Raw genomic sequence first — 17974 nt, forward strand, 5'->3', positions numbered from 1 at the left:
CAGCAGGAACCGAGCATCGAGTAAAAATCAGCGAACCGCTCGCCAGTTGGCCTGATGCGCCGCCAGCCACTTTTCGGCGAGCGACGGATCGCCGTGTCGGTTCGGATGAAACGAAGGCGCGAGGTACTTGAGCATTGGTCCGGTGCTACGCCAGACGACACCATCGCGCCCGAAGAACATCGTGACGAAACCCCACCACGTGCGGGGCTTGAAGAGGGTGCCGTCATGCCAGAGATTATTGATCGTCTGCGCGTGGCTCTCTACAGCAAACATGAACAGCACGTAGAGATACGTGAGAACACGTTGGCGTTCGCTGCCGCCTAGCGCGCGATAGAGATCGAACGCCACCGCCTTGTGCTCCGTTTCCTCGGCCGCGTGCCAGCGCCACATCATGCGCATCTTCGGTTCGGCCTTCGCGAGCCAACGGTCGTAACGAAGGGCCCCGTCGCCGAATACCGCCGTGCAGTGCTCGTAGGCGGCCGTCACGGCCAGCATGTACATCGGCGAGAGCTTGCGGCGGCGCGCCCACTGAATGCGTGTCGTCGCCCAGTTCTCCCAGTGATTGATCAGTCCCTGCTTCGCCAATTGTGCGTTGTACTGACCATGCAGGTGCCGATGCGTCGCTTCCTGTCCGATGAACTGGGCGATGTCTGCCCGAAGCGTGTCGTAGCTCGCATCGTCGGGCAGGCGATCCATCGTGTCGCGCACCGAGTCGATGAACGATTGCTCGCCGACCGGGAAGCTCATCGACAGCGCGTTGTAATACATGGTGCGGTAGGCGTCGCCGCTGTGCCAATGACGCTCGAAGCCATCGGCCAGATCGACAGTCAGTTTGCGTACGGTCAGGGCAGAAAGGTCATGGCTCATGGTGTCTTGCCTCCGCGGCGATGTTGAGGGATTCGCGGCGCCTGAGTGGCGCGGCAGGCGTGTTGCGTTGCCTTCTCTTGAGTTTTTTGGCGAATGTGAGCATTATTCATTTTTCAGGCGCTTTGCCGCAACTCGCTTCCCGCTCAGGTTTTCAATATGGCCACACCCAAGCCGCCCGCGACCCAAAACGCCCCGTCCGCCATGCGAAAGCGGCCGATGCAGGCACGGGCGCAACACACCGTCGAGACCATTTTCGAGGCCACCGCTCAGGTTCTCGACGAAGAAGGCGAGGCGGCGCTCACGACCAATCGCATTGCCCGCAAGGCCGGCTTCTCCATCGGTACCCTGTACCAGTACTTCCCGACCAAGGAAGCGATCCTGCTCGCAATGATCGCGCGCGAACGGCGCCGGGTGATGGACGAACTCAACGAGCGCATCGCCCGTGCGGCAGAAGAGGGCGCCGACCCGGAACGCGTGATTCGCGAGCGATTGCGGGTGCTCATCGACGCCTTCGGCGCAGGCGGGCGCGTGAAACGCTCGCTCATCAAGATGGCGTGGCAGCTCGATCACCACGAGAACATCATGCAAGCCATGCGCGAGGCGGCCGAACATATCGCCGTCGCCATGTCGCGGCGCGACGCGCCCGAAATGCGTCCACCCACCGCGGCCACCGTCTTCGTGCTCACGCGGGCCGTCATGGGCACGCTGCGCTCGGCCGCACTGGAAGATTCCCCCTTGCTTGGCACGCCGGAGTTCGAGGACGAACTTTACCGGCTGTGCTGGGGATTGTTGCGCGCAGAGGGCTAAGGCAAAAAAAGCTGGCATATGCCAGCTTTTTTGTGAGGACTGCCGGGCGATCCTTGCAGACCGCCCGTCGTTTGACCTAACTCGTCGTTACGTCGTTGTTACGTCCTCATTACGCCTTCGCGACGCTTTCCAGCGCGGCGTTGAACGTCTTGCTCGGACGCATGACCTGCTCGAGCTTCTCGAAGTCCGGCTTGTAGTAGCCGCCGATGTCCGTCGGCTTGCCCTGCACGTCGGCGAGTTCGCCCACGATGGCCTTCTCGTTCTCGGTCAGTTGCTTGGCGAGCGGTGCGAAGTGCTTGGCCAGATCGGCATCGTCCTTCTGTGCAGCCAATTCCTGCGCCCAGTACATCGCCAGATAGAACTGGCTGCCGCGGTTGTCCAACTGACCGGTCTTCGGCGACGGGCCCTTGTTGTTGTCGAGCAGGGTGCCCGTGGCCGCGTCGAGCGTCTTGGCAAGGATCTTGGCGCGCGGGTTACCCGTCTTGATACCCAGGTCTTCCAGCGAGACTGCCAGTGCCAGGAATTCACCCAGCGAGTCCCAGCGCAGGTGGTTCTCTTCCACCAATTGCTTGACGTGCTTCGGTGCCGAGCCGCCGGCACCCGTTTCGTACATGCCGCCACCGGCCATGAGCGGCACGATCGACAGCATCTTGGCGCTGGTGCCCAGTTCCATGATCGGGAACAGGTCGGTCAGGTAGTCGCGCAGAATGTTGCCGGTCACCGAGATGGTGTCCAGACCGCGAATCACGCGCTCGAGCGTGTAACGCATGGCGCGCACTTGCGACATGATCTGAATGTCGAGACCGTTGGTGTCGTAATCCTTCAGGTACGTTTCGACCTTCTTGATCAACTCGGCTTCGTGCGGACGGTACGGGTCGAGCCAGAACACGGCCGGCATGCCCGAGTTGCGCACGCGGTTCACGGCAAGCTTCACCCAGTCACGGATCGGCGCGTCCTTGACCTGGCACATACGCCAGATGTCGCCGGCTTCCACGTTCTGCGAGAGCAGCACTTCGCCCGTGGCGATGTCGACGATGTTCGCCACGCCGTCTTCGGCGATTTCGAAGGTCTTGTCGTGTGAGCCGTACTCTTCCGCTTTCTGAGCCATCAGGCCGACGTTCGGCACCGTACCCATGGTGGTCGGGTCGAAGTTGCCGTTGGTCTTGCAGAAGTTGATGATTTCCTGATAGATGCGCGCGAACGTGCTCTCCGGGATCACGGCCTTGGTGTCCTTCGGACGGCCGTCGGCACCCCACATCTTGCCGCCGATGCGGATCATGGCCGGCATCGAGGCGTCGACGATCACGTCGTTCGGCGCGTGCAGGTTCGAGATGCCCTTGGCGGAGTCGACCATCGCCAGTTCCGGGCGATGCTCGTGGCAAGCATGCAGGTCGCGGATGATTTCTTCACGCTGCGTGCTCGGCAGCGATTCGATCTTCTCGTAAAGGTTCACGAGGCCGTTGTTGACGTTCACGCCCAGTTCGTCGAACAGCTTGCCATGCTTCTCGAAGGCTTCCTTGTAGAAGATCTTCACGGCGTGGCCGAACACGATCGGGTGCGAGACCTTCATCATGGTGGCCTTCACGTGCAGCGAGAGCATCACGCCGGTCTTGCGCGCGTCTTCCATCTGCTCTTCATAGAAGTCGCACAGCGCCTTCTTGCTCATGAACATGCTGTCGATGATTTCGCCGTCGAGCAGCGCGACCTTCGGCTTGAGCACGATCGTCTTGCCGCTCTTGGTGACGAGTTCCATCTTGACGTCACGGGCGCGGTCGAGCGTCATCGACTTTTCGCCGTGGTAGAAGTCGCCATGCTTCATGTGCGCCACGTGCGTGCGCGATGCCATGCTCCACTCGCCCATGCTGTGGGGGTGCTTCTTGGCGTAGTTCTTGACGGCGAGCGGGGCGCGACGATCCGAGTTGCCTTCGCGCAGCACCGGGTTGACAGCCGAACCGAGGCACTTCGAGTAACGCTTCTGGATGGCCTTATCTTCGTCGGTCTTCGGATCTTCCGGATAGTCCGGCACCTTGTAGCCCTTCGATTGCAGTTCCTTGATCGCGCTCTGGAGCTGGAACACCGAGGCGCTGATGTTCGGCAGCTTGATGATGTTCGTATCCGGATCTTGCGTCAGACGACCCAGTTCGGCGAGGTTGTCCGGCACGCGCTGCGCTTCCGTCAGGAACTCGGGGAATTCTCCGAGGATACGGGCCGCGACCGAGATGTCGCTCGTCTCGACCGACACGCCGGCCGGTGCCGTGAACGTGCGAATGATCGGGAGGAAAGCGCTGGTGGCCAGAAGCGGTGCTTCGTCGGTCAGGGTGTAGATGATGCTGGGTTGCTGCGTACTCATCGCTGGTCTCGGATTCAAGAAGCAGGGAACGGTGGGGGAGCGCTGCCGACTGGGGTAACAGTCAGCTAGCCATGACGAATTTTTCCGATTGTGACACGGGTCGGGGGCAAAACTGAAATGCCTTTTCGTAATGTGAATGCTTGAGTCTTATATAAGACTGGCACTGAAGCTCCCATGATGTCGTGGAAAACCCCGCAGGATGGGGCGCTGCTTCCCGGAAGCAGGGCGATGCGGTGCAAAGGATGTGGGTTAATTTAGATGAATTTTTATTTTCAATAGAAATAATCTATCAAAATTCGCTCCGTAACGCGGATGGGTGACCGGGATTCCGTGGGGGGGAGGGCGCGACTTGCAGCGTTGCGCGCCGCGAGGTCGGGCGGGCGCCCAGCTTGTTGTGGCCGGAGGTGCATGCGCTGGTGCGGCTTGTCCGTTCTCGGCGAAAACGGGAAGCACGGGCCGACCGGAGCCTCGGTGATCAATGAGGAGGGGGCGATTATTCGGTAGCGAGGCGAGGCGTAAAGCTCACGGCTGCGGCGGTGCGTTTGAGGTGCAGGCGGGAAGGTGCGCCAGTCGTGAGGCTTGCGGAAGAACGGAGGACGCTTTTTCGCCAATGCGGCGGCCACGACGCGCCAGGTATTCCGCGTTCGATTCGGATGGCAAATGCAAAAAGGGCCGACGCATCGTCGGCCCTTCGAATCTGGTGGGTGGTACAGGGATTGAACCTGTGACCCCTGCCGTGTGAAGGCAGTGCTCTACCGCTGAGCTAACCACCCAAATCATTAACTAAATCAATGATTTAGTGCTGATTGCTGAAGCTTTTGATTCGCAATCAGGAGCAGAACTTTAACTGTTTTCGTAGAAGTCTGCAACTTTTCTTTTGTTCTTTTTTGCTGCCGCCGTGACGATATCTCTCGATCACTTCACGCCGTTTCTCGCGATGACTCGCAAGCAGCAAAGAGCGCGATTATAGGGATGTTTTTCGTGCTTGGGAAGGCCTTCGTGCGAATTTTCCGTGTGGCTCGTTGCGAACTCACGCCGTGGGTGCGGTGTCGCCTTCCGGTAGCGCCGGTTCGGTACGCCACACGCACGTCCCCTTCATCCCCTTGTCGATGTCGTTCAGCACACCGGCATGCTGAGCTACCTCGTCATCTGCTGCCGCGATCACGGGAAGATCGAACTGGCGCAACGAAATCTTTTCGCGCTGGGTGCCCACATCGCCCCCATCGCCATCGCCGATCTCGATGACGAGACTCTCCTGGCCGCGCGTCATGGCGAGGTACACGTCGGCGAGCAATTCCGCGTCGAGCAAGGCGCCGTGCAGCGTACGGTGCGCGTTGTTCACGCCGAGACGCTCACAAAGGGCGTCCAGCGAATTGCGTCGACCGGGGAACATCTCCCGGGCACGCAGCAGCGTGTCGATCAGACTCGAGCAATGCTGCATGAACGGCGGCCAGCCAAGGCGGGCGAATTCCATATCCAGGAAGCCCAGGTCGAACGCCGCGTTGTGAATGATGATTTCGGCGTCGCGGCAGTACTCGCGCAACTCTTCCGCAATCTCGGCGAATTTGGGTTTGTCGGAAAGGAATTCCGTTGTGAGTCCGTGCACCGCCAATGCGCCCGGATCGCTGTCGCGCTCGGGGTTGATGTAGAAGTGCAGGTTGTTGCCGGTCAGGCGGCGATTGACCAGTTCGACGCAACCGATTTCCAGCAGACGGTCCCCCGTCTTCGCATTCAGGCCGGTGGTTTCGGTATCGAGGATCAGTTGTCGCATGCTGTTCGTTGAATCTAGTGTGCTTCGTGTGCTTTCGGAATTGACGCGCCGCGGGCCGTGACCTCTCACGCAATGCGCGGATACTGCTCAAGCTGCGGCGATGGCCGCCGGCTCACTGGCCGCGACGCAGACTCTCCACGCCGCGGTTGGCCAACTGGTCGGCGGCTTCGTTGCCGTCGTGGCCGGCATGACCTTTCACCCAACGCCAGTCGATCTCGTGTTTCTGCGAGACGGCGTCGAGTGTCTGCCACAGGTCGGCGTTCTTCACCGGCGCCTTGGCTGCGGTTTTCCAGCCACGGGCCTTCCAGCCGTGAATCCACTCGCTGATGCCTTTCTGCACATACTGCGAGTCGGTGTGCAGCACCACGCTGCAGGGCTTGTTCAGGGCTTCGAGCGCGCGAATGACGGCCAGAAGCTCCATGCGGTTGTTGGTCGTGTTGGCTTCGCCGCCGAACATTTCCTTGCGGTGTTTGCCCGCGACGAGCAGGGCGCCCCAGCCGCCGGGGCCAGGATTGCCTTTGCAGGCACCGTCGGTGTAGATCTCAACTTGCGGCAAGGTCATCTCTCAAACGATCAATCGGGCGCGTCGGCCGCTTCCGCCATCTGGCGATGCGTGGTGTTGGGTGTTGCCACGGGGGCCGCCGCCGGCTGGAGGCCGAGTATACGCTTGCGCACTTTGCCGACCAAGCGCATGCCTCGCACGCGCTTGACCGCGCGCACCGCATAGAGTGCCCCGAAGATTGGCCACCAACGGTCGCCGGCGGGTTCCATGAACTCGAAGCGCTGCAGCCAGTGCTCGCCGCGCAGGGGCGGGCGGTAGCAGCCGAAGCGGCCGCGATCGATATCGAAGGAGAGCAGCTTGAGCCAGTCCTTCAGGCGCGTGAAGGCGATGAGATCGGCGCCAGGCGGCAGGAACGGCGTGCCGGCGAGTCGCCCCAGCTCTTCGCGCGCGCCCCACAAGCTCAGATTGTTGAAGCCGGTGATGATGACCTGCCCCTCGGGCACGAGAATGCGTTCGACTTCGCGCAGGATGTCATGCGGATTTTCGGCAAACTCGAGCACGTGCGGCAGGACCACGAGATCGGTGCTCGCCGTGGCGATAGGCAACTCGTCGAAGCGGCTCACGAGGATGTCGCGTGGGATCATGTCGGCCGCGCCCGCGTGGCACGACGGCGTGCCACTGGTTGTGTCGCTGGCGGCCTTGGTCACGAGCGGTGAGGCGTCGGGGCCGCGCGCAGCCGTCAGGACGAGACCGCGATAGGGCATGCGGTTTTCGCGCAGCGTATCCAGTTCGGGGCGGCCGAGTTGCAGCGCGTGATAGCCGAACAGATCCCCGACCCATTGGTCGAAAAGGGCCTGTTCCCATGCGAGCGCGTAGCGGCCTGGTGGTGAGACGAGCCAGAGGGGCCAGTCTATAATCGGACGTTCTGACATGGTGGCGAGTATATATGGATGCGCACGCAGATGCGGTAAGTGAGGCGTCGGCCGGAACAATGACCGTCTTCCCCGTCCCCGCGTTCCAGGACAATTATCTCTGGGTCGTCGATAACGGCAAAGATGCCGTGGTGGTCGACCCGGGCGACGCCGCACCGGTGCTCGCCTATCTCGAATCGCGTCATCTCACGCTGCGCGCCATTCTCATCACGCACAAACATGCCGATCACATCGGCGGTGTCGATGCGCTGCTCGAGCATTTCAACGTTCCCGTGCACGGCCCGGCCGGCGAAGCCATCGCCTGCGTCGATCATCCGCATCGCGGCGGCGAGACCGTTCACATCGCCGCCCCGGTCATGACGCTGGACGTGATCGACGTGCCCGGCCACACCGCGGGGCATATCGCATATTTCCTTGGCGCCGGGGCCGCAGGCGCGCCGCACCTCTTCTGCGGCGACACACTGTTCTCGTGCGGCTGCGGACGCCTGTTCGAGGGCACGCCCGCACAGATGCTCGCGTCGCTGGATGCGCTCGCGGCGCTGCCGCCCGCCACGCTCGTGCATTGCGCGCACGAATACACGCTGTCGAACATTCGCTTCGCGCTGGCGGTCGATCCGGATAACGCGGCGCTTCACGCGTGGCATCGTGAGGCAACGGCGCTTCGCGCGGCCGGCCGTCCGACATTGCCCACGACGCTCGCCCAGGAGCGCGTGACCAACCCCTTCCTGCGCAGCGACGCACCGGCCGTCATCGCGGCTGCGCAACGCCATGCAGGGCGCGCGTCGCTCTCTCGCGAGGCGGTATTTGCCACCGTGCGTAGCTGGAAAGACAGCTTCCGTTGATCGTGACTCTGCCACGCTGTCAACAGCGTGGCATGGCATGACATTGTCACAAAACGGGCGTTGACATGTTCGCCCGCGCCTGCTCAGCCTTGTCGCATCTCCGCCCTTTGATGTTTCGGTCTCTTATCGATCCTATCGAGTCCGCTGTCCGGGCGTCTCGTTTCAGCCACATCGCGACCGTCCAAGATCGGGGATAACCCTCAAATTTGGGGTCTTTTTGCGTAAATTTTGCAAAAAAAATAAGCAGAATGGTTGACGCATCTGAAGGGTTTCCTTACCATTCTTGCCAATTTCATGAAGATGCAACCCAATTCGAGCCCGATCAATGCGACTTATCGTTAGCTTGCTACTGACGCTGCTTCTGGCGGCGTGTGCCGGCACAGCACCGACCAACGGTGCATTGAGTTCCACGCCGACTGCGCAGGGCCAATCGCCTCTCGTCACGACGGCCAAAGGCAAGCAACGCGTCTCAAGCGATCAGACCATCGACCTGGACAGCGACTCGATCAACGATCTGGCCTACGGGAGCGACGACGCCGACCTCTGGTCGCGCATTCGTCACGGTTTCGCGATTCCCGATCTGGACACCGACCTCGCGCAGGACCGCACACAGTGGTACGCGCAGCGTCCCGAATATGTCGAGCGCATGATCGAGCGCTCGAGCAAGTATCTGTTCCACATCGTCGAAGAACTCGAGCGCCGTCATATGCCGACGGAACTCGCGCTGCTGCCGTTCGTGGAAAGCGCGTACAACCCGCAGGCGCTCTCTACGGCGAAGGCGGCCGGCATGTGGCAGTTCATTCCCAGCACGGGCAAGACGTACAACCTCAAGCAGAACATGTTCCAGGACGAGCGCCGCGACGTGCTCGCCTCGACGACGGCGGCGCTCGACTACCTCTCGAAGCTCTATGCGATGTTCGGTGACTGGCAACTGGCGCTCGCGGCCTATAACTGGGGCGAAGGCAACGTGCAGCGCGCGATCGAGCGTAATCAGGCGCAAGGGTTGCCGACCGATTACCTGAGTCTGCGCATGCCGACCGAGACGCGTTACTACGTGCCGAAGCTGCAGGCGATCAAGAACATCATTGCGCACCCGGAAATCTACAGCGTGAAGCTGCCCGAGATTCCGAATCACCCGTATTTCGTCAGCGTAACCACCAAGCGCGACATCGACGTGGCATTGGCCGCGAAGCTGGCCGACCTGCCGCTCGACGAATTCCGCGCGCTCAATCCGTCGTTCCGCAAGCCGGTGATTCTTGGCGCGGCACAGCCGAAAATTCTCCTGCCGTTCGATAGCGCCGAAGTGTTCCAGCGTCGTCTGAAGGGCTATGACAAGCCGCTATCGAGCTGGACGACCTACACGTCCGCATCGCGTGAGCGTCCGGAAGACGTCGCGCGCAAGCTGGGTGTCGACGCCGCGGTCATCCGGTCGGTCAATAACATTGCGCCGCGCATGCGCCTCAAGGCGGGCTCGACGTTGCTGGTACCGCGCTCGGACGACATTGACCAGGACATCAGCGCGTCGGTGGCACGCAATGCCGTGCTTGCGCTGGAGCCGGATATTCCCGATACGCGCAAGGTGATGGTGCGCGCTCGCAAGCATGACACGCTCGCCCGCGTGGCCCAGCGCAGTGGCGTGAGCGTTGCGCAAATCAAGAGCTGGAATCGTCTGCGTCGCGATACGCTCACGTCGGGCCAACTGCTGGTGCTTCACGTACCGGTCAAGGACGCCTTGCGCGTGGCAGCTGCGTCCGAGGCCCCGGCGGCCACGGGGGACGGCGAAGCCCCGCGCACGCGTCTGGTGCGCGGCAAGCACGGCAAGATGATTCGCGTGGTGGAGCGTCGGCCGGCGGTCAGCCAGGCCAAGACAACCAAGGCGGCTGCATCCGGCGGCAAGACGGCCCGGACCAAGGTCGCGGCGAAGGCGCCAGCCAAGACGGTGGCCAGGACGGCCGCGAAGCCGGCGGCCAAGACATCCTCGAAGGTCACCCGCACGGCACAGCGCTGAGCGGCGGCATCGACCGCGCTGGACGATCGTCAGATCGTAGAAGCACCGCGCATGACCTAACGCCCGTGACGATGCCCCGTCACGGGCGTTTGTCTTTTTCGGTCGCGAATGTCTCGCCGCGCCGTCCCGCCGTCACCGTTCCTGCTTGACTTCGCGTAATCCCCTAGCGCTTTCGACCGCGGGTTAGCCCATCCGGTAAGCCTTCCGTAAGCGTCAACGCGCACACTGAGCGCGAGGCACGGCATCCGTGTCCGACGATTTCATTGCACCGAAACGCATTGCCGGTCGACGGCGACATGCCGCTCGACCTTGCCGGCCCGATCCGGCGCCGCGCCAGCTCCGTTCCCCACCGGCACTCCCGGTCGGGCACCGGGCGCGCGAGCCAATTCCTATATGCAAGGAGACACCATGACTTCGTATGCGTCGTTTCACGCCCGTTCGATTGCGCCCGATTCGCGCGCGGCCTTCTGGGAGGAGCAGGCCCGTCTGATCGACTGGGAGACCCCCTTCACCCAGGTGCTCGATTACGACAAGCCACCATTTGCACGATGGTTCGTTGGTGGCCGAACGAATCTGTGCCACAACGCCGTCGACCGCCATTTGCCGTCGCGCGGCTCACAAAATGCGCTGATCTGGGTGTCGACGGAGACCGAGCAGGAGCGCGTCTACACGTACGACGAGCTCGCGGCGGAAGTCAATCGCATGGCGGCGTCGCTGCAATCGCTGGGCGTTGCGCGCGGCAAGCGGGTGCTGATCTACATGCCGATGGTGCCCGAAGCCCTGTTCGCCATGCTCGCATGCACGCGGCTCGGTGCGATTCACTCGGTGGTGTTTGGCGGCTTCGCCTCGGTCAATCTGGCAGCGCGTATCGATGACGCGCAACCGACCGTCATCGTCTCGGCCGACGCCGGTTCGCGCAACGGCAAGGTTGTGCCCTACAAGCCGCTGCTCGATGAGGGCATCGCGCTCGCGCAGCACAAGCCGTCTAATGTGCTGCTGATCGACCGGGGCCTCTCGCCGATGACACATGTGCCCGGCCGCGACGTCGACTACGCGCCGTTGCGCGAGCAGTTTTTCGATGCCGCCGTGGCTTGCGAATGGCTCGAATCGAGTGAGCCGTCGTATGTGCTCTACACCTCCGGCACGACGGGCAAGCCGAAGGGCGTACAGCGCGATACCGGCGGGTATGCGGTGGCGCTGGCCGCGTCGATGCAGCACATCTTCTGCGCGAAGCCGGGTGACACGATGTTCTGCGCGTCGGATATCGGCTGGGTGGTCGGGCACAGCTACATCGTGTACGCGCCGTTGCTCGCCGGCATTGCGACCGTGATGTACGAGGGCACGCCGATCCGGCCCGATGGCGGGATCTGGTGGCGCATCGTCGAGAAGTACAAGGTCACGCAGCTATTCACCGCACCCACGGCGATTCGCGTGCTCAAGAAACAAGACCCGGCCTATCTGACGCGATACGACCTGTCGTCGCTGCGGCTGATCTTCCTCGCAGGCGAGCCGCTCGACGAACCCACGGCGCGGTGGCTCACCGACGGCGTGGGCAAGCCCGTCGTCGACAACTACTGGCAGACGGAGACCGGTTGGCCGATTCTCGGCATGGCGCGCGGCGTGGAGGTTCTGCCTGGCAAGCTCGGGTCGCCGGGCAAGCCGGTGTATGGCTACGACGTGAAGCTCGTCGACGAGGTGACCGGCGAGGACTGCGGGCCGAACCAGAAGGGCGTGCTGGCCATCGAGGGGCCGCTGCCGCCGGGGTGCATGAGCACCGTCTGGGGAGACGATGCCCGCTTCGTCAAGACCTACTGGCAGACAGTGCCGGGCCGCACGCTGTATTCGAGCTTCGACTGGGGCGTGCGCGATGCGGACGGCTATTACTTCATTCTTGGACGTACCGATGACGTGATCAACGTGGCCGGCCACCGGCTGGGTTCGCGTGAGATCGAGGAGAGCATCGCGAGTCACCCGGCCGTGGCGGAAGTGGCGGTCATCGGCGCGCAGGATGCGTTGAAGGGGCAGGTGGCGATGGCGTTCGCGGTGTTGCGTCAACCGGAGTTGGTGGCCACGCCGGAGGCGCGTCTGGCACTGGAGGGCGATGTCATGAAGACGGTGGACAAGCAGTTGGGGGCCGTGGCGCGCCCGGCGCGCGTGTTCTTCGTCGCGATGCTGCCGAAGACGCGTTCCGGCAAGCTGTTGCGTCGCGCCATCCAGGCCATCTGCGAAGGCCGCGAGACCGGGGATCTGATTACATTGGAAGACCCGGCCGCGCTCGATCAGGTGCGCGACGCGGTGAAGGGCGTGTAGTTCGCGCCGTCAAGGGCACGGCGCACGCGCGTGCCCTTGACGGCGCATCGCCCCTCGACGCGACGTCACCTAATTCGCCCGATTAGCCCAATTCATCTGATTCATCCAATGCAGCCGATGCAGCCGATGCAGCCGATGCAGCCGATGCAGTTGATGCAGCTGATTCAGTGGCGTCAACCGAAGGGTTTGTCGAGAATTTCGGGTGCACGGATGGCATCGATCAGCAGGCCGAGAAAGGCTTCGACAGGGGCGGGCAGGGTGCGTCCGGCCATCGTTTGCACTTGCAGTGAGCGTTGGTGCAGCGCCGGATTTCGAATCGGGATGGCAACGAGCCCTTCCGGGGCGAGCCGGCTGCGTACCGTAAGCAGACCGGTGAGCGTCACCGCATTGCCTGAGCGCACGAAGCTGTGCAGCGAGGCGTGATAGTTGCTCACGAAGACGGGTTCGAACAGCAGGCCTTCGAGAATGCAGCACAGGTCGAACATCTGGCGGATGGTCACGCCGGCATTCGATAGCGCCATCGGGTAGGGCAGCAAGTCGGCAAGCGCGATGTCGCGTCGTTTGGCGAGTGGGTGTTTCTTGGCCATCAAGGCATAGATCGGCGCCGGCTGCGTGTGAACGACCTGCACCCCTTTTTCCGGAGCGACGCTGAAGCACACGGCGATATCCGCTTCGCCGTCGCGTACGCGCTCCGTGGCGACGAACGGCGAGACAACATCGAGCAGAAAGTGCGCGCCAGGGTAGGTTTCGCGAAAGCGTGCGAAGACCTGTGGCAGGAAATCCCGCGCGACACCCTCCGCACTGGCGATGCGAATCGTCGCGCGTCCCACTTCCGTCAGCCCCCGGATTTCTGACGTGACGCGCTCCGCGTCGAGCAGCATGCGACGCGCATGATCGGCAAGCAACGCGCCTGCCTCACTCAACACCATGCCGCGCGGACGACGTTCGAACAGCGGCGTACCGAGATCTTCCTCAAGTTTCGCGATCTGCCGGCTCAGGGCGGAAACGGCCACGTGCAGACGCTCGGACGCGCGACTGAGCGAGCCGGTACGAGCGACTTCGAGAAAGTAGCGTAGCGCGTGTGTTTGCATGGACGGATGGGCGGATGGCGCCGCCGGTTGCGTGGGGATTGGCACCGATTTCAGCTTTGCCGAAACGGCAACGAAACCTTCGAAATATTATCATTGTTGTCAAAAATACCCGCTCCTAGAATGGCCTGAACGGTTGCGTTGCAGCGTGCTACCGACACGCGTGGCCGTGTGTGCGAGCCAGGCAGCCGTGCCCTCGAAAGCCATCTGGAGACAAGCAGTGACACGTAGCGCAGCCATTACCCAAGCCACCGCCCAATACGATTCGGGCGCGTTCCTCGATACGCTCAACCGCCGCATCGCCTACAAGACCGAGAGTCAGGAGCCGAACAGCGGCGACGTCCTTAATGCTTATCTCGCTGACGAAATGACGCCCGCGCTGGCGGCGCTCGGCTTTACGTCGCGCATCGTGCCCAACCCGGTGCCGGGCGGCGGCCCGTTCCTGATTGCGCAACGACACGAGAGCGACGATGCCCCCACGGTCCTCACCTACGGTCACGGCGACGTGGTGCGAGGCTACGACGCGCAATGGCGCGACGGACTGAAGCCCTGGGAGATCGTGGTGGAAGGTGATCGCTGGTACGGGCGTGGCACCGCCGACAACAAGGGGCAGCACACGATCAACCTGTCGGCGTTGGCGGAGGTGTTGGCGTTGCGTGGCGGCAAGCTCGGCTACAACGTGAAGATGATCGTGGAGATGGGCGAGGAGATGGGCTCGCCGGGGCTGCACGCGATTTGCGAGCAACTGCGTGACGAACTGCGGGCCGATGTGCTGATCGCCTCTGACGGGCCGCGACTGGCGGCGCAACGTCCGACGGTGTTTCTCGGCTCGCGCGGCTTGGTCAACTTCAAGCTCAGTCTGAATTTGCGCGACGGCGGGCATCACTCGGGCAACTGGGGCGGACTGTTGCGCAATCCAGGCGTCGTGCTCGCGAACGCGATTGCATCGATTGTCGATGGCAACGGCAAGATTCTTGTCGACGGGTTGCGTCCGCCCGAGGTGCCGGCGTCGGTGCGTCGCGCGCTTGCTGGGTTGGAGGTGGGCGGCGGACCGAACGATCCCGAGGTCGACGTCGATTATGGCGAGCCGGGATTGACGCCGACGGAGCGCGTGATCGGCTGGAACAACATCGAGGTGCTGGCGTTCAAGACCGGCAATCCGGAAAAGCCGGTCAACGCGATTCCCCCGTATGCCTATGCGCACATGCAAATTCGCTTCGTCGTCGGCACCGACTGGGAGCGGCTGGGCGAGATCTTGCGCGCGCATCTCGACGCGCACGGTTTCCCGATGGTCGAGGTGGAGGTCGAGCGCGGCGTGATGGCGACGCGTCTCGATCCGGAAGATCCGTGGGTGCTGTGGGCGTTGACGTCGATGCGCGAGACGACGGGCAAGCCGCCGGTGCTGCTGCCGAATCTGGGGGGCACGTTGCCGAACGATGTGTTCGCGGACGTTCTGGGGCTGCCGACGCTGTGGGTGCCGCACTCGTACCCGGCCTGTTCGCAGCACGCGCCGGACGAGCATCTGCTGGGATCGGTGGCGCGCGAGGCGTTGCAGATCATGGCGGGTCTGTTCTGGGATCTGGGGGAAGTCGATCTGAAAGAGGGGAAGCCGCGATGAATAGCTCAGTGACCGCCGCCGGGGCGGATCAAGCGAATGGCGCGTTGAGCGTCGGCAGTGAGGGCGCGCATGCGAGCGTGCCCGTCTACAAGTTGATTGTCGCGACGTCGATCGGCAACGCGCTCGAGTGGTATGACCTGATCGTCTATGGCTACTTTGCCGTGACGATCTCCAAGTTGTTCTTTCCTGCGCACGATGCGACGGTGTCGCTGCTCATGGCGCTGGGGACATTCGCGTTGTCTTATCTTGCGCGACCGCTGGGGGCGTTTGTGCTGGGCGCGTACGCGGACCGCAGCGGGCGTCGCGCGTCGTTGATGTTGTCGATTGCGATGATGACCTTGGGCACCGGGCTGATCGCGTTCATGCCGACATACGCGGCGATTGGTGTTTGGGCGCCGATCGGCATTTTCTTGTCGCGCTTGTTGCAGGGATTTTCGGCGGGCGGCGAGTTTGGTAGCTCGACGGCATTTCTCGTTGAGCATGTACCGAACCGGCCGGGCTTCATGTCGAGCTGGCAGTTTGCGAGCCAGGGGGCGAGCACGTTGCTGGCGTCGGCGTTCGGGGCGGTGCTGACCGGGGCGCTGACCCAGCCGCAACTGGAGTCGTGGGGATGGCGGATTCCGTTCCTGTTCGGGATGCTGGTCGGGCCGATCGGGCTTTACATCCGGAAGTACGTGGACGAGACGCCGGCGTTCGAGCATGACGTGGCGCGCAAGCGTCAGGCGCAGGTGGCTGGCGACGACGCGGGCCAATCGCCGGTGCGAGAGGTGTTGGCAACGCAGAAGTCACGTCTGCTGGTGTCGATTGGGGCGCTGGTGCTGACGACGACGGCCAACTACATGATCTTGTACATGCCGACTTACGCGACGAAACAGTTGGGTTTGCCGCCGGCGCAGGGCTACATTGCGACGCTGGTGACGGGCTTCGTCATCATGACGCTGACGCCGTTCGTCGGTCATTGGTCGGACAAGGTGGGGCGTATTCGCATCATGCTGGCAGCGGGGACACTGTTCTTCTGTACGGTGTATCCGGCGTTTGCATACATGAATGCGCATGCGTCGTTGCTGACGATGATGGTCGTGATGCTGTGGGTGGGCACGTTGAAGGCAGTGTACTTCGCACCGATTCCGGCGTTGATTTCGTCGTTGTTCCCGACACGAACACGGGCGACGGGCATGGCGGTCGGCTACAACCTTGGTACGACGATCTTTGGCGGCTTCACTCCGCTGGCGGTGGCGTGGCTGATTGCGGCGACGGGCAACAAGCTGGCGCCGGGGCTGTATTTGATGGTGGGGGCGGTGGTGAGTCTGACGACGCTAGTGATCGCCAAAACGCGGATGGGCGTGCGCTGAAGCGAGACGATTGGTTGTGGAATGAAGAGGCGCCCGGCGGCGTCGCGTGTGAGGGATGCATGCGAGGCGGTCGTGGCGCCTTTTTGGTTTGCCGGCAGTTCCCCTGCCGGAATGTATGCGTTTTGCGATACATCCGGAATTTCGGTGTGCGGTGAATCGGGCGGTGCGCTGTGTTCGTTTGAGGCATCTAGCCAGCAGTGTCGTTTTGCAACGTGACGCGCTATTCAAATTTGGGGGGGCGTCCGAATGTCCTAGTCGATCTCAATGGGACTTGATAGTACTGTTCCTTGCTGATTACGGATTTCGAAAACCATAACCGAGCATTGGCGCCCATTTCTGTAGGAGCCGACTTCGTAGTCTTTTCCTGCTTCAGGTACGAAGCTAACAATCTGGCTTGAGCAACTCACTGAATTCTTTACCATTGCGATGGATCCTCCCGGCCTATGATAAAAATGGCCTAGTTCGATAAATGCATTTCTGACCTGCAATTTACGCCCCGCAGGGATGACAAATTCGCGATAAAAAACCTTGGAAAGCAGGCTTCCACGCTGTTGAATGTTTTTTGTATTCTCGGTTTCGCTAATGCCGATGCTTTCATTCTTGGTTGTTCCTAGAAAAGAGCTAAATGCATCCCCTGCACTGCCGCCAACAGTCACTTCAACAGTATTTCCTTGTGGCATTTCGACCGTCATGAAAGACGGCTTTCCATTTTGTCCGAATAAGCGGATGCGCGCAGAGTTGGATGGGTCGTACTGTTGACTGATGGCCGGTAAATGTGTGGTGGCGCAAGCCGAAAATAAAAAGATTGCTGCCAGAGAAAATAGGTTTTTTTGACTCATCAACATTCTTTATTATCCATAGAGTAAAGGGATCTTCGTGTCGAAGTTGTTGGCAAGTGCGCCGCTGCTGTCCCCGTCCGAGGACACGTCGCGATTGACGCCAGCCACTGTCATTTCTGCTGTCTGATTGGTTCGTTCGCGTTGGCTGGTCTCGTTGGTTATCTCGATAACGTCTGCGTTAATACTGCTGCGAGTCGTGCTCGTGTCCTTCGTGTTTTCAATCATGATTGCCGCGCGTTCCTCCGCAGTCAAATGCCTGTAGCTATTCTTCATCGCAACACCGTACGCCATTCGCGGCGTTGCACTGGAAACTGGAGGCTAAGCTGTACCGGCTCTTCTTCATACTTCCTCCTCATCTGAGCAGATCAAGGCGCCGGAAAACTAACATTCAAACTGGCCGGAGTTAGCCGAGCAGATCAGAGGAGCCATGATCTCCAGATTTCGTTGGTACGAAATTTCACGGACAGGTAAATCTAAATTTATCGAGCGTGTAAGTCTTCCTGGTTTTGCAATTAGGAATGATCTGGCGGGTGGGTATTGAGGTTCTGGTTTGTGCTAATGATGATGCCTTATTTGTCAAGGTTTTTGTTGTTAATTCTCCCGAGAATCCAGACTCCAAATCCCAATGGAATTCCGGCTGCAGTTCCTGCTTTTATCGAGTAAGTGAAATTGCTGGTGCTGAAATAGA

General features: G+C 61.6%; 14 protein-coding genes and 1 tRNA gene. 6 read left to right on the forward strand and 9 right to left on the reverse strand.

Annotated elements, in window-relative coordinates; translation table 11 throughout:
* Positions 1-27 precede the first annotated feature (27 nt).
* Positions 28-867 (reverse strand): metal-dependent hydrolase, encoded by an 840-nt coding sequence (locus tag PCE31107_RS17120; protein ID WP_150609988.1) that lies wholly within the window; start codon positions 865-867, stop codon positions 28-30.
* Positions 868-1023: 156 nt separating this feature from the next.
* On the opposite strand from PCE31107_RS17120, the gene PCE31107_RS17125 reads away from it, so the two are divergent.
* Positions 1024-1674 (forward strand): TetR/AcrR family transcriptional regulator, encoded by a 651-nt coding sequence (locus PCE31107_RS17125; protein ID WP_240756010.1) that lies wholly within the window; start codon positions 1024-1026, stop codon positions 1672-1674.
* Positions 1675-1783: 109 nt separating this feature from the next.
* Here PCE31107_RS17125 and PCE31107_RS17130 read toward each other — a convergent pair whose 3' ends face one another.
* From PCE31107_RS17130 to PCE31107_RS17150, 5 genes are all read right to left on the reverse strand, one after another.
* Positions 1784-4024, reverse strand: coding sequence for an NADP-dependent isocitrate dehydrogenase (locus PCE31107_RS17130; protein ID WP_150609989.1), 2241 nt, complete (start codon positions 4022-4024; stop codon positions 1784-1786).
* Positions 4025-4722: 698 nt separating this feature from the next.
* Positions 4723-4797, reverse strand: a tRNA-Val gene (locus PCE31107_RS17135).
* A gap of 257 nt (positions 4798-5054) precedes the next feature.
* Positions 5055-5795 (reverse strand): DNA polymerase III subunit epsilon, encoded by a 741-nt coding sequence (gene dnaQ, locus PCE31107_RS17140; RefSeq protein ID WP_150609990.1) that lies wholly within the window; start codon positions 5793-5795, stop codon positions 5055-5057.
* Between the two features lie 112 nt (positions 5796-5907).
* Positions 5908-6357 (reverse strand): ribonuclease HI, encoded by a 450-nt coding sequence (gene rnhA, locus PCE31107_RS17145; RefSeq protein WP_017231812.1) that lies wholly within the window; start codon positions 6355-6357, stop codon positions 5908-5910.
* An 11-nt stretch (positions 6358-6368) separates the two neighbouring features.
* A complete protein-coding gene (locus PCE31107_RS17150; protein ID WP_017231813.1) occupies positions 6369-7229 on the reverse strand; it encodes a methyltransferase domain-containing protein in 861 nt (286 codons plus the stop codon).
* Positions 7230-7288: 59 nt separating this feature from the next.
* Here PCE31107_RS17150 and gloB point away from each other — a divergent pair, with 59 nt between their 5' ends.
* The 3 genes from gloB to PCE31107_RS17165 all read left to right on the forward strand — a co-directional run bounded on the left by gloB (position 7289) and on the right by PCE31107_RS17165 (position 12389).
* Complete coding sequence (gene gloB, locus PCE31107_RS17155; protein WP_246181865.1) at positions 7289-8071, forward strand: hydroxyacylglutathione hydrolase; 783 nt, start codon at positions 7289-7291, stop codon at positions 8069-8071.
* Positions 8072-8396: 325 nt separating this feature from the next.
* Complete coding sequence (locus tag PCE31107_RS17160) at positions 8397-10079, forward strand: transglycosylase SLT domain-containing protein (protein ID WP_150609993.1); 1683 nt, start codon at positions 8397-8399, stop codon at positions 10077-10079.
* Positions 10080-10487: 408 nt separating this feature from the next.
* Positions 10488-12389 (forward strand): propionate--CoA ligase, encoded by a 1902-nt coding sequence (locus PCE31107_RS17165; protein ID WP_130026508.1) that lies wholly within the window; start codon positions 10488-10490, stop codon positions 12387-12389.
* Positions 12390-12562: 173 nt separating this feature from the next.
* Here the strand turns inward: PCE31107_RS17165 and PCE31107_RS17170 are convergent, their stop codons facing one another.
* Positions 12563-13480: a LysR family transcriptional regulator gene (locus tag PCE31107_RS17170; RefSeq protein ID WP_150609994.1), complete on the reverse strand. Its 918-nt coding sequence runs from the start codon at positions 13478-13480 to the stop codon at positions 12563-12565.
* Between the two features lie 217 nt (positions 13481-13697).
* On the opposite strand from PCE31107_RS17170, the gene PCE31107_RS17175 reads away from it, so the two are divergent.
* Both PCE31107_RS17175 and PCE31107_RS17180 read left to right on the forward strand, forming a co-directional pair.
* Positions 13698-15095 carry a M20 family metallopeptidase gene (locus PCE31107_RS17175; protein ID WP_150609996.1) on the forward strand — a complete coding sequence of 466 codons (1398 nt, stop codon included), beginning with the start codon at positions 13698-13700 and terminating at the stop codon, positions 15093-15095.
* Positions 15092-16447 carry an MFS transporter gene (locus PCE31107_RS17180; protein WP_246181866.1) on the forward strand — a complete coding sequence of 452 codons (1356 nt, stop codon included), beginning with the start codon at positions 15092-15094 and terminating at the stop codon, positions 16445-16447. Before PCE31107_RS17175 ends, PCE31107_RS17180 begins: the two co-directional genes overlap by 4 nt.
* 251 nt (positions 16448-16698) lie before the next feature.
* On the opposite strand, the gene PCE31107_RS17185 is transcribed toward PCE31107_RS17180, so the two are convergent.
* Together PCE31107_RS17185 and PCE31107_RS17190 are read right to left on the reverse strand one after the other, a co-directional pair.
* Positions 16699-17292 (reverse strand): hypothetical protein, encoded by a 594-nt coding sequence (locus PCE31107_RS17185; protein WP_150609997.1) that lies wholly within the window; start codon positions 17290-17292, stop codon positions 16699-16701.
* A gap of 6 nt (positions 17293-17298) precedes the next feature.
* Positions 17299-17559 carry a hypothetical protein gene (locus tag PCE31107_RS17190; protein ID WP_150609998.1) on the reverse strand — a complete coding sequence of 87 codons (261 nt, stop codon included), beginning with the start codon at positions 17557-17559 and terminating at the stop codon, positions 17299-17301.
* Positions 17560-17974: the final 415 nt, after the last annotated feature.

It is taken from the genome of Pandoraea cepalis, assembly GCF_902459625.1.
Lineage (GTDB): Bacteria > Pseudomonadota > Gammaproteobacteria > Burkholderiales > Burkholderiaceae > Pandoraea > Pandoraea cepalis.

What these genes read in the sequence shown, in the direction of transcription:
- PCE31107_RS17185 (WP_150609997.1), bottom strand. Translation starts at nt 17,292, where the DNA reads ATGTTGATGAGTCAAAAAAACCTATTTTCTCTGGCAGCAATCTTTTTA.
- PCE31107_RS17130 (WP_150609989.1), bottom strand. Translation starts at nt 4,024, where the DNA reads ATGAGTACGCAGCAACCCAGCATCATCTACACCCTGACCGACGAAGCA.
- PCE31107_RS17170 (WP_150609994.1), bottom strand. Translation starts at nt 13,480, where the DNA reads ATGCAAACACACGCGCTACGCTACTTTCTCGAAGTCGCTCGTACCGGC.
- PCE31107_RS17150 (WP_017231813.1), bottom strand. Translation starts at nt 7,229, where the DNA reads ATGTCAGAACGTCCGATTATAGACTGGCCCCTCTGGCTCGTCTCACCA.
- PCE31107_RS17125 (WP_240756010.1), top strand. Translation starts at nt 1,024, where the DNA reads ATGGCCACACCCAAGCCGCCCGCGACCCAAAACGCCCCGTCCGCCATG.
- dnaQ (WP_150609990.1), bottom strand. Translation starts at nt 5,795, where the DNA reads ATGCGACAACTGATCCTCGATACCGAAACCACCGGCCTGAATGCGAAG.
- PCE31107_RS17180 (WP_246181866.1), top strand. Translation starts at nt 15,092, where the DNA reads ATGAATAGCTCAGTGACCGCCGCCGGGGCGGATCAAGCGAATGGCGCG.
- PCE31107_RS17165 (WP_130026508.1), top strand. Translation starts at nt 10,488, where the DNA reads ATGACTTCGTATGCGTCGTTTCACGCCCGTTCGATTGCGCCCGATTCG.
- PCE31107_RS17190 (WP_150609998.1), bottom strand. Translation starts at nt 17,559, where the DNA reads ATGAAGAATAGCTACAGGCATTTGACTGCGGAGGAACGCGCGGCAATC.
- gloB (WP_246181865.1), top strand. Translation starts at nt 7,289, where the DNA reads ATGACCGTCTTCCCCGTCCCCGCGTTCCAGGACAATTATCTCTGGGTC.
- PCE31107_RS17160 (WP_150609993.1), top strand. Translation starts at nt 8,397, where the DNA reads ATGCGACTTATCGTTAGCTTGCTACTGACGCTGCTTCTGGCGGCGTGT.
- rnhA (WP_017231812.1), bottom strand. Translation starts at nt 6,357, where the DNA reads ATGACCTTGCCGCAAGTTGAGATCTACACCGACGGTGCCTGCAAAGGC.
- PCE31107_RS17120 (WP_150609988.1), bottom strand. Translation starts at nt 867, where the DNA reads ATGAGCCATGACCTTTCTGCCCTGACCGTACGCAAACTGACTGTCGAT.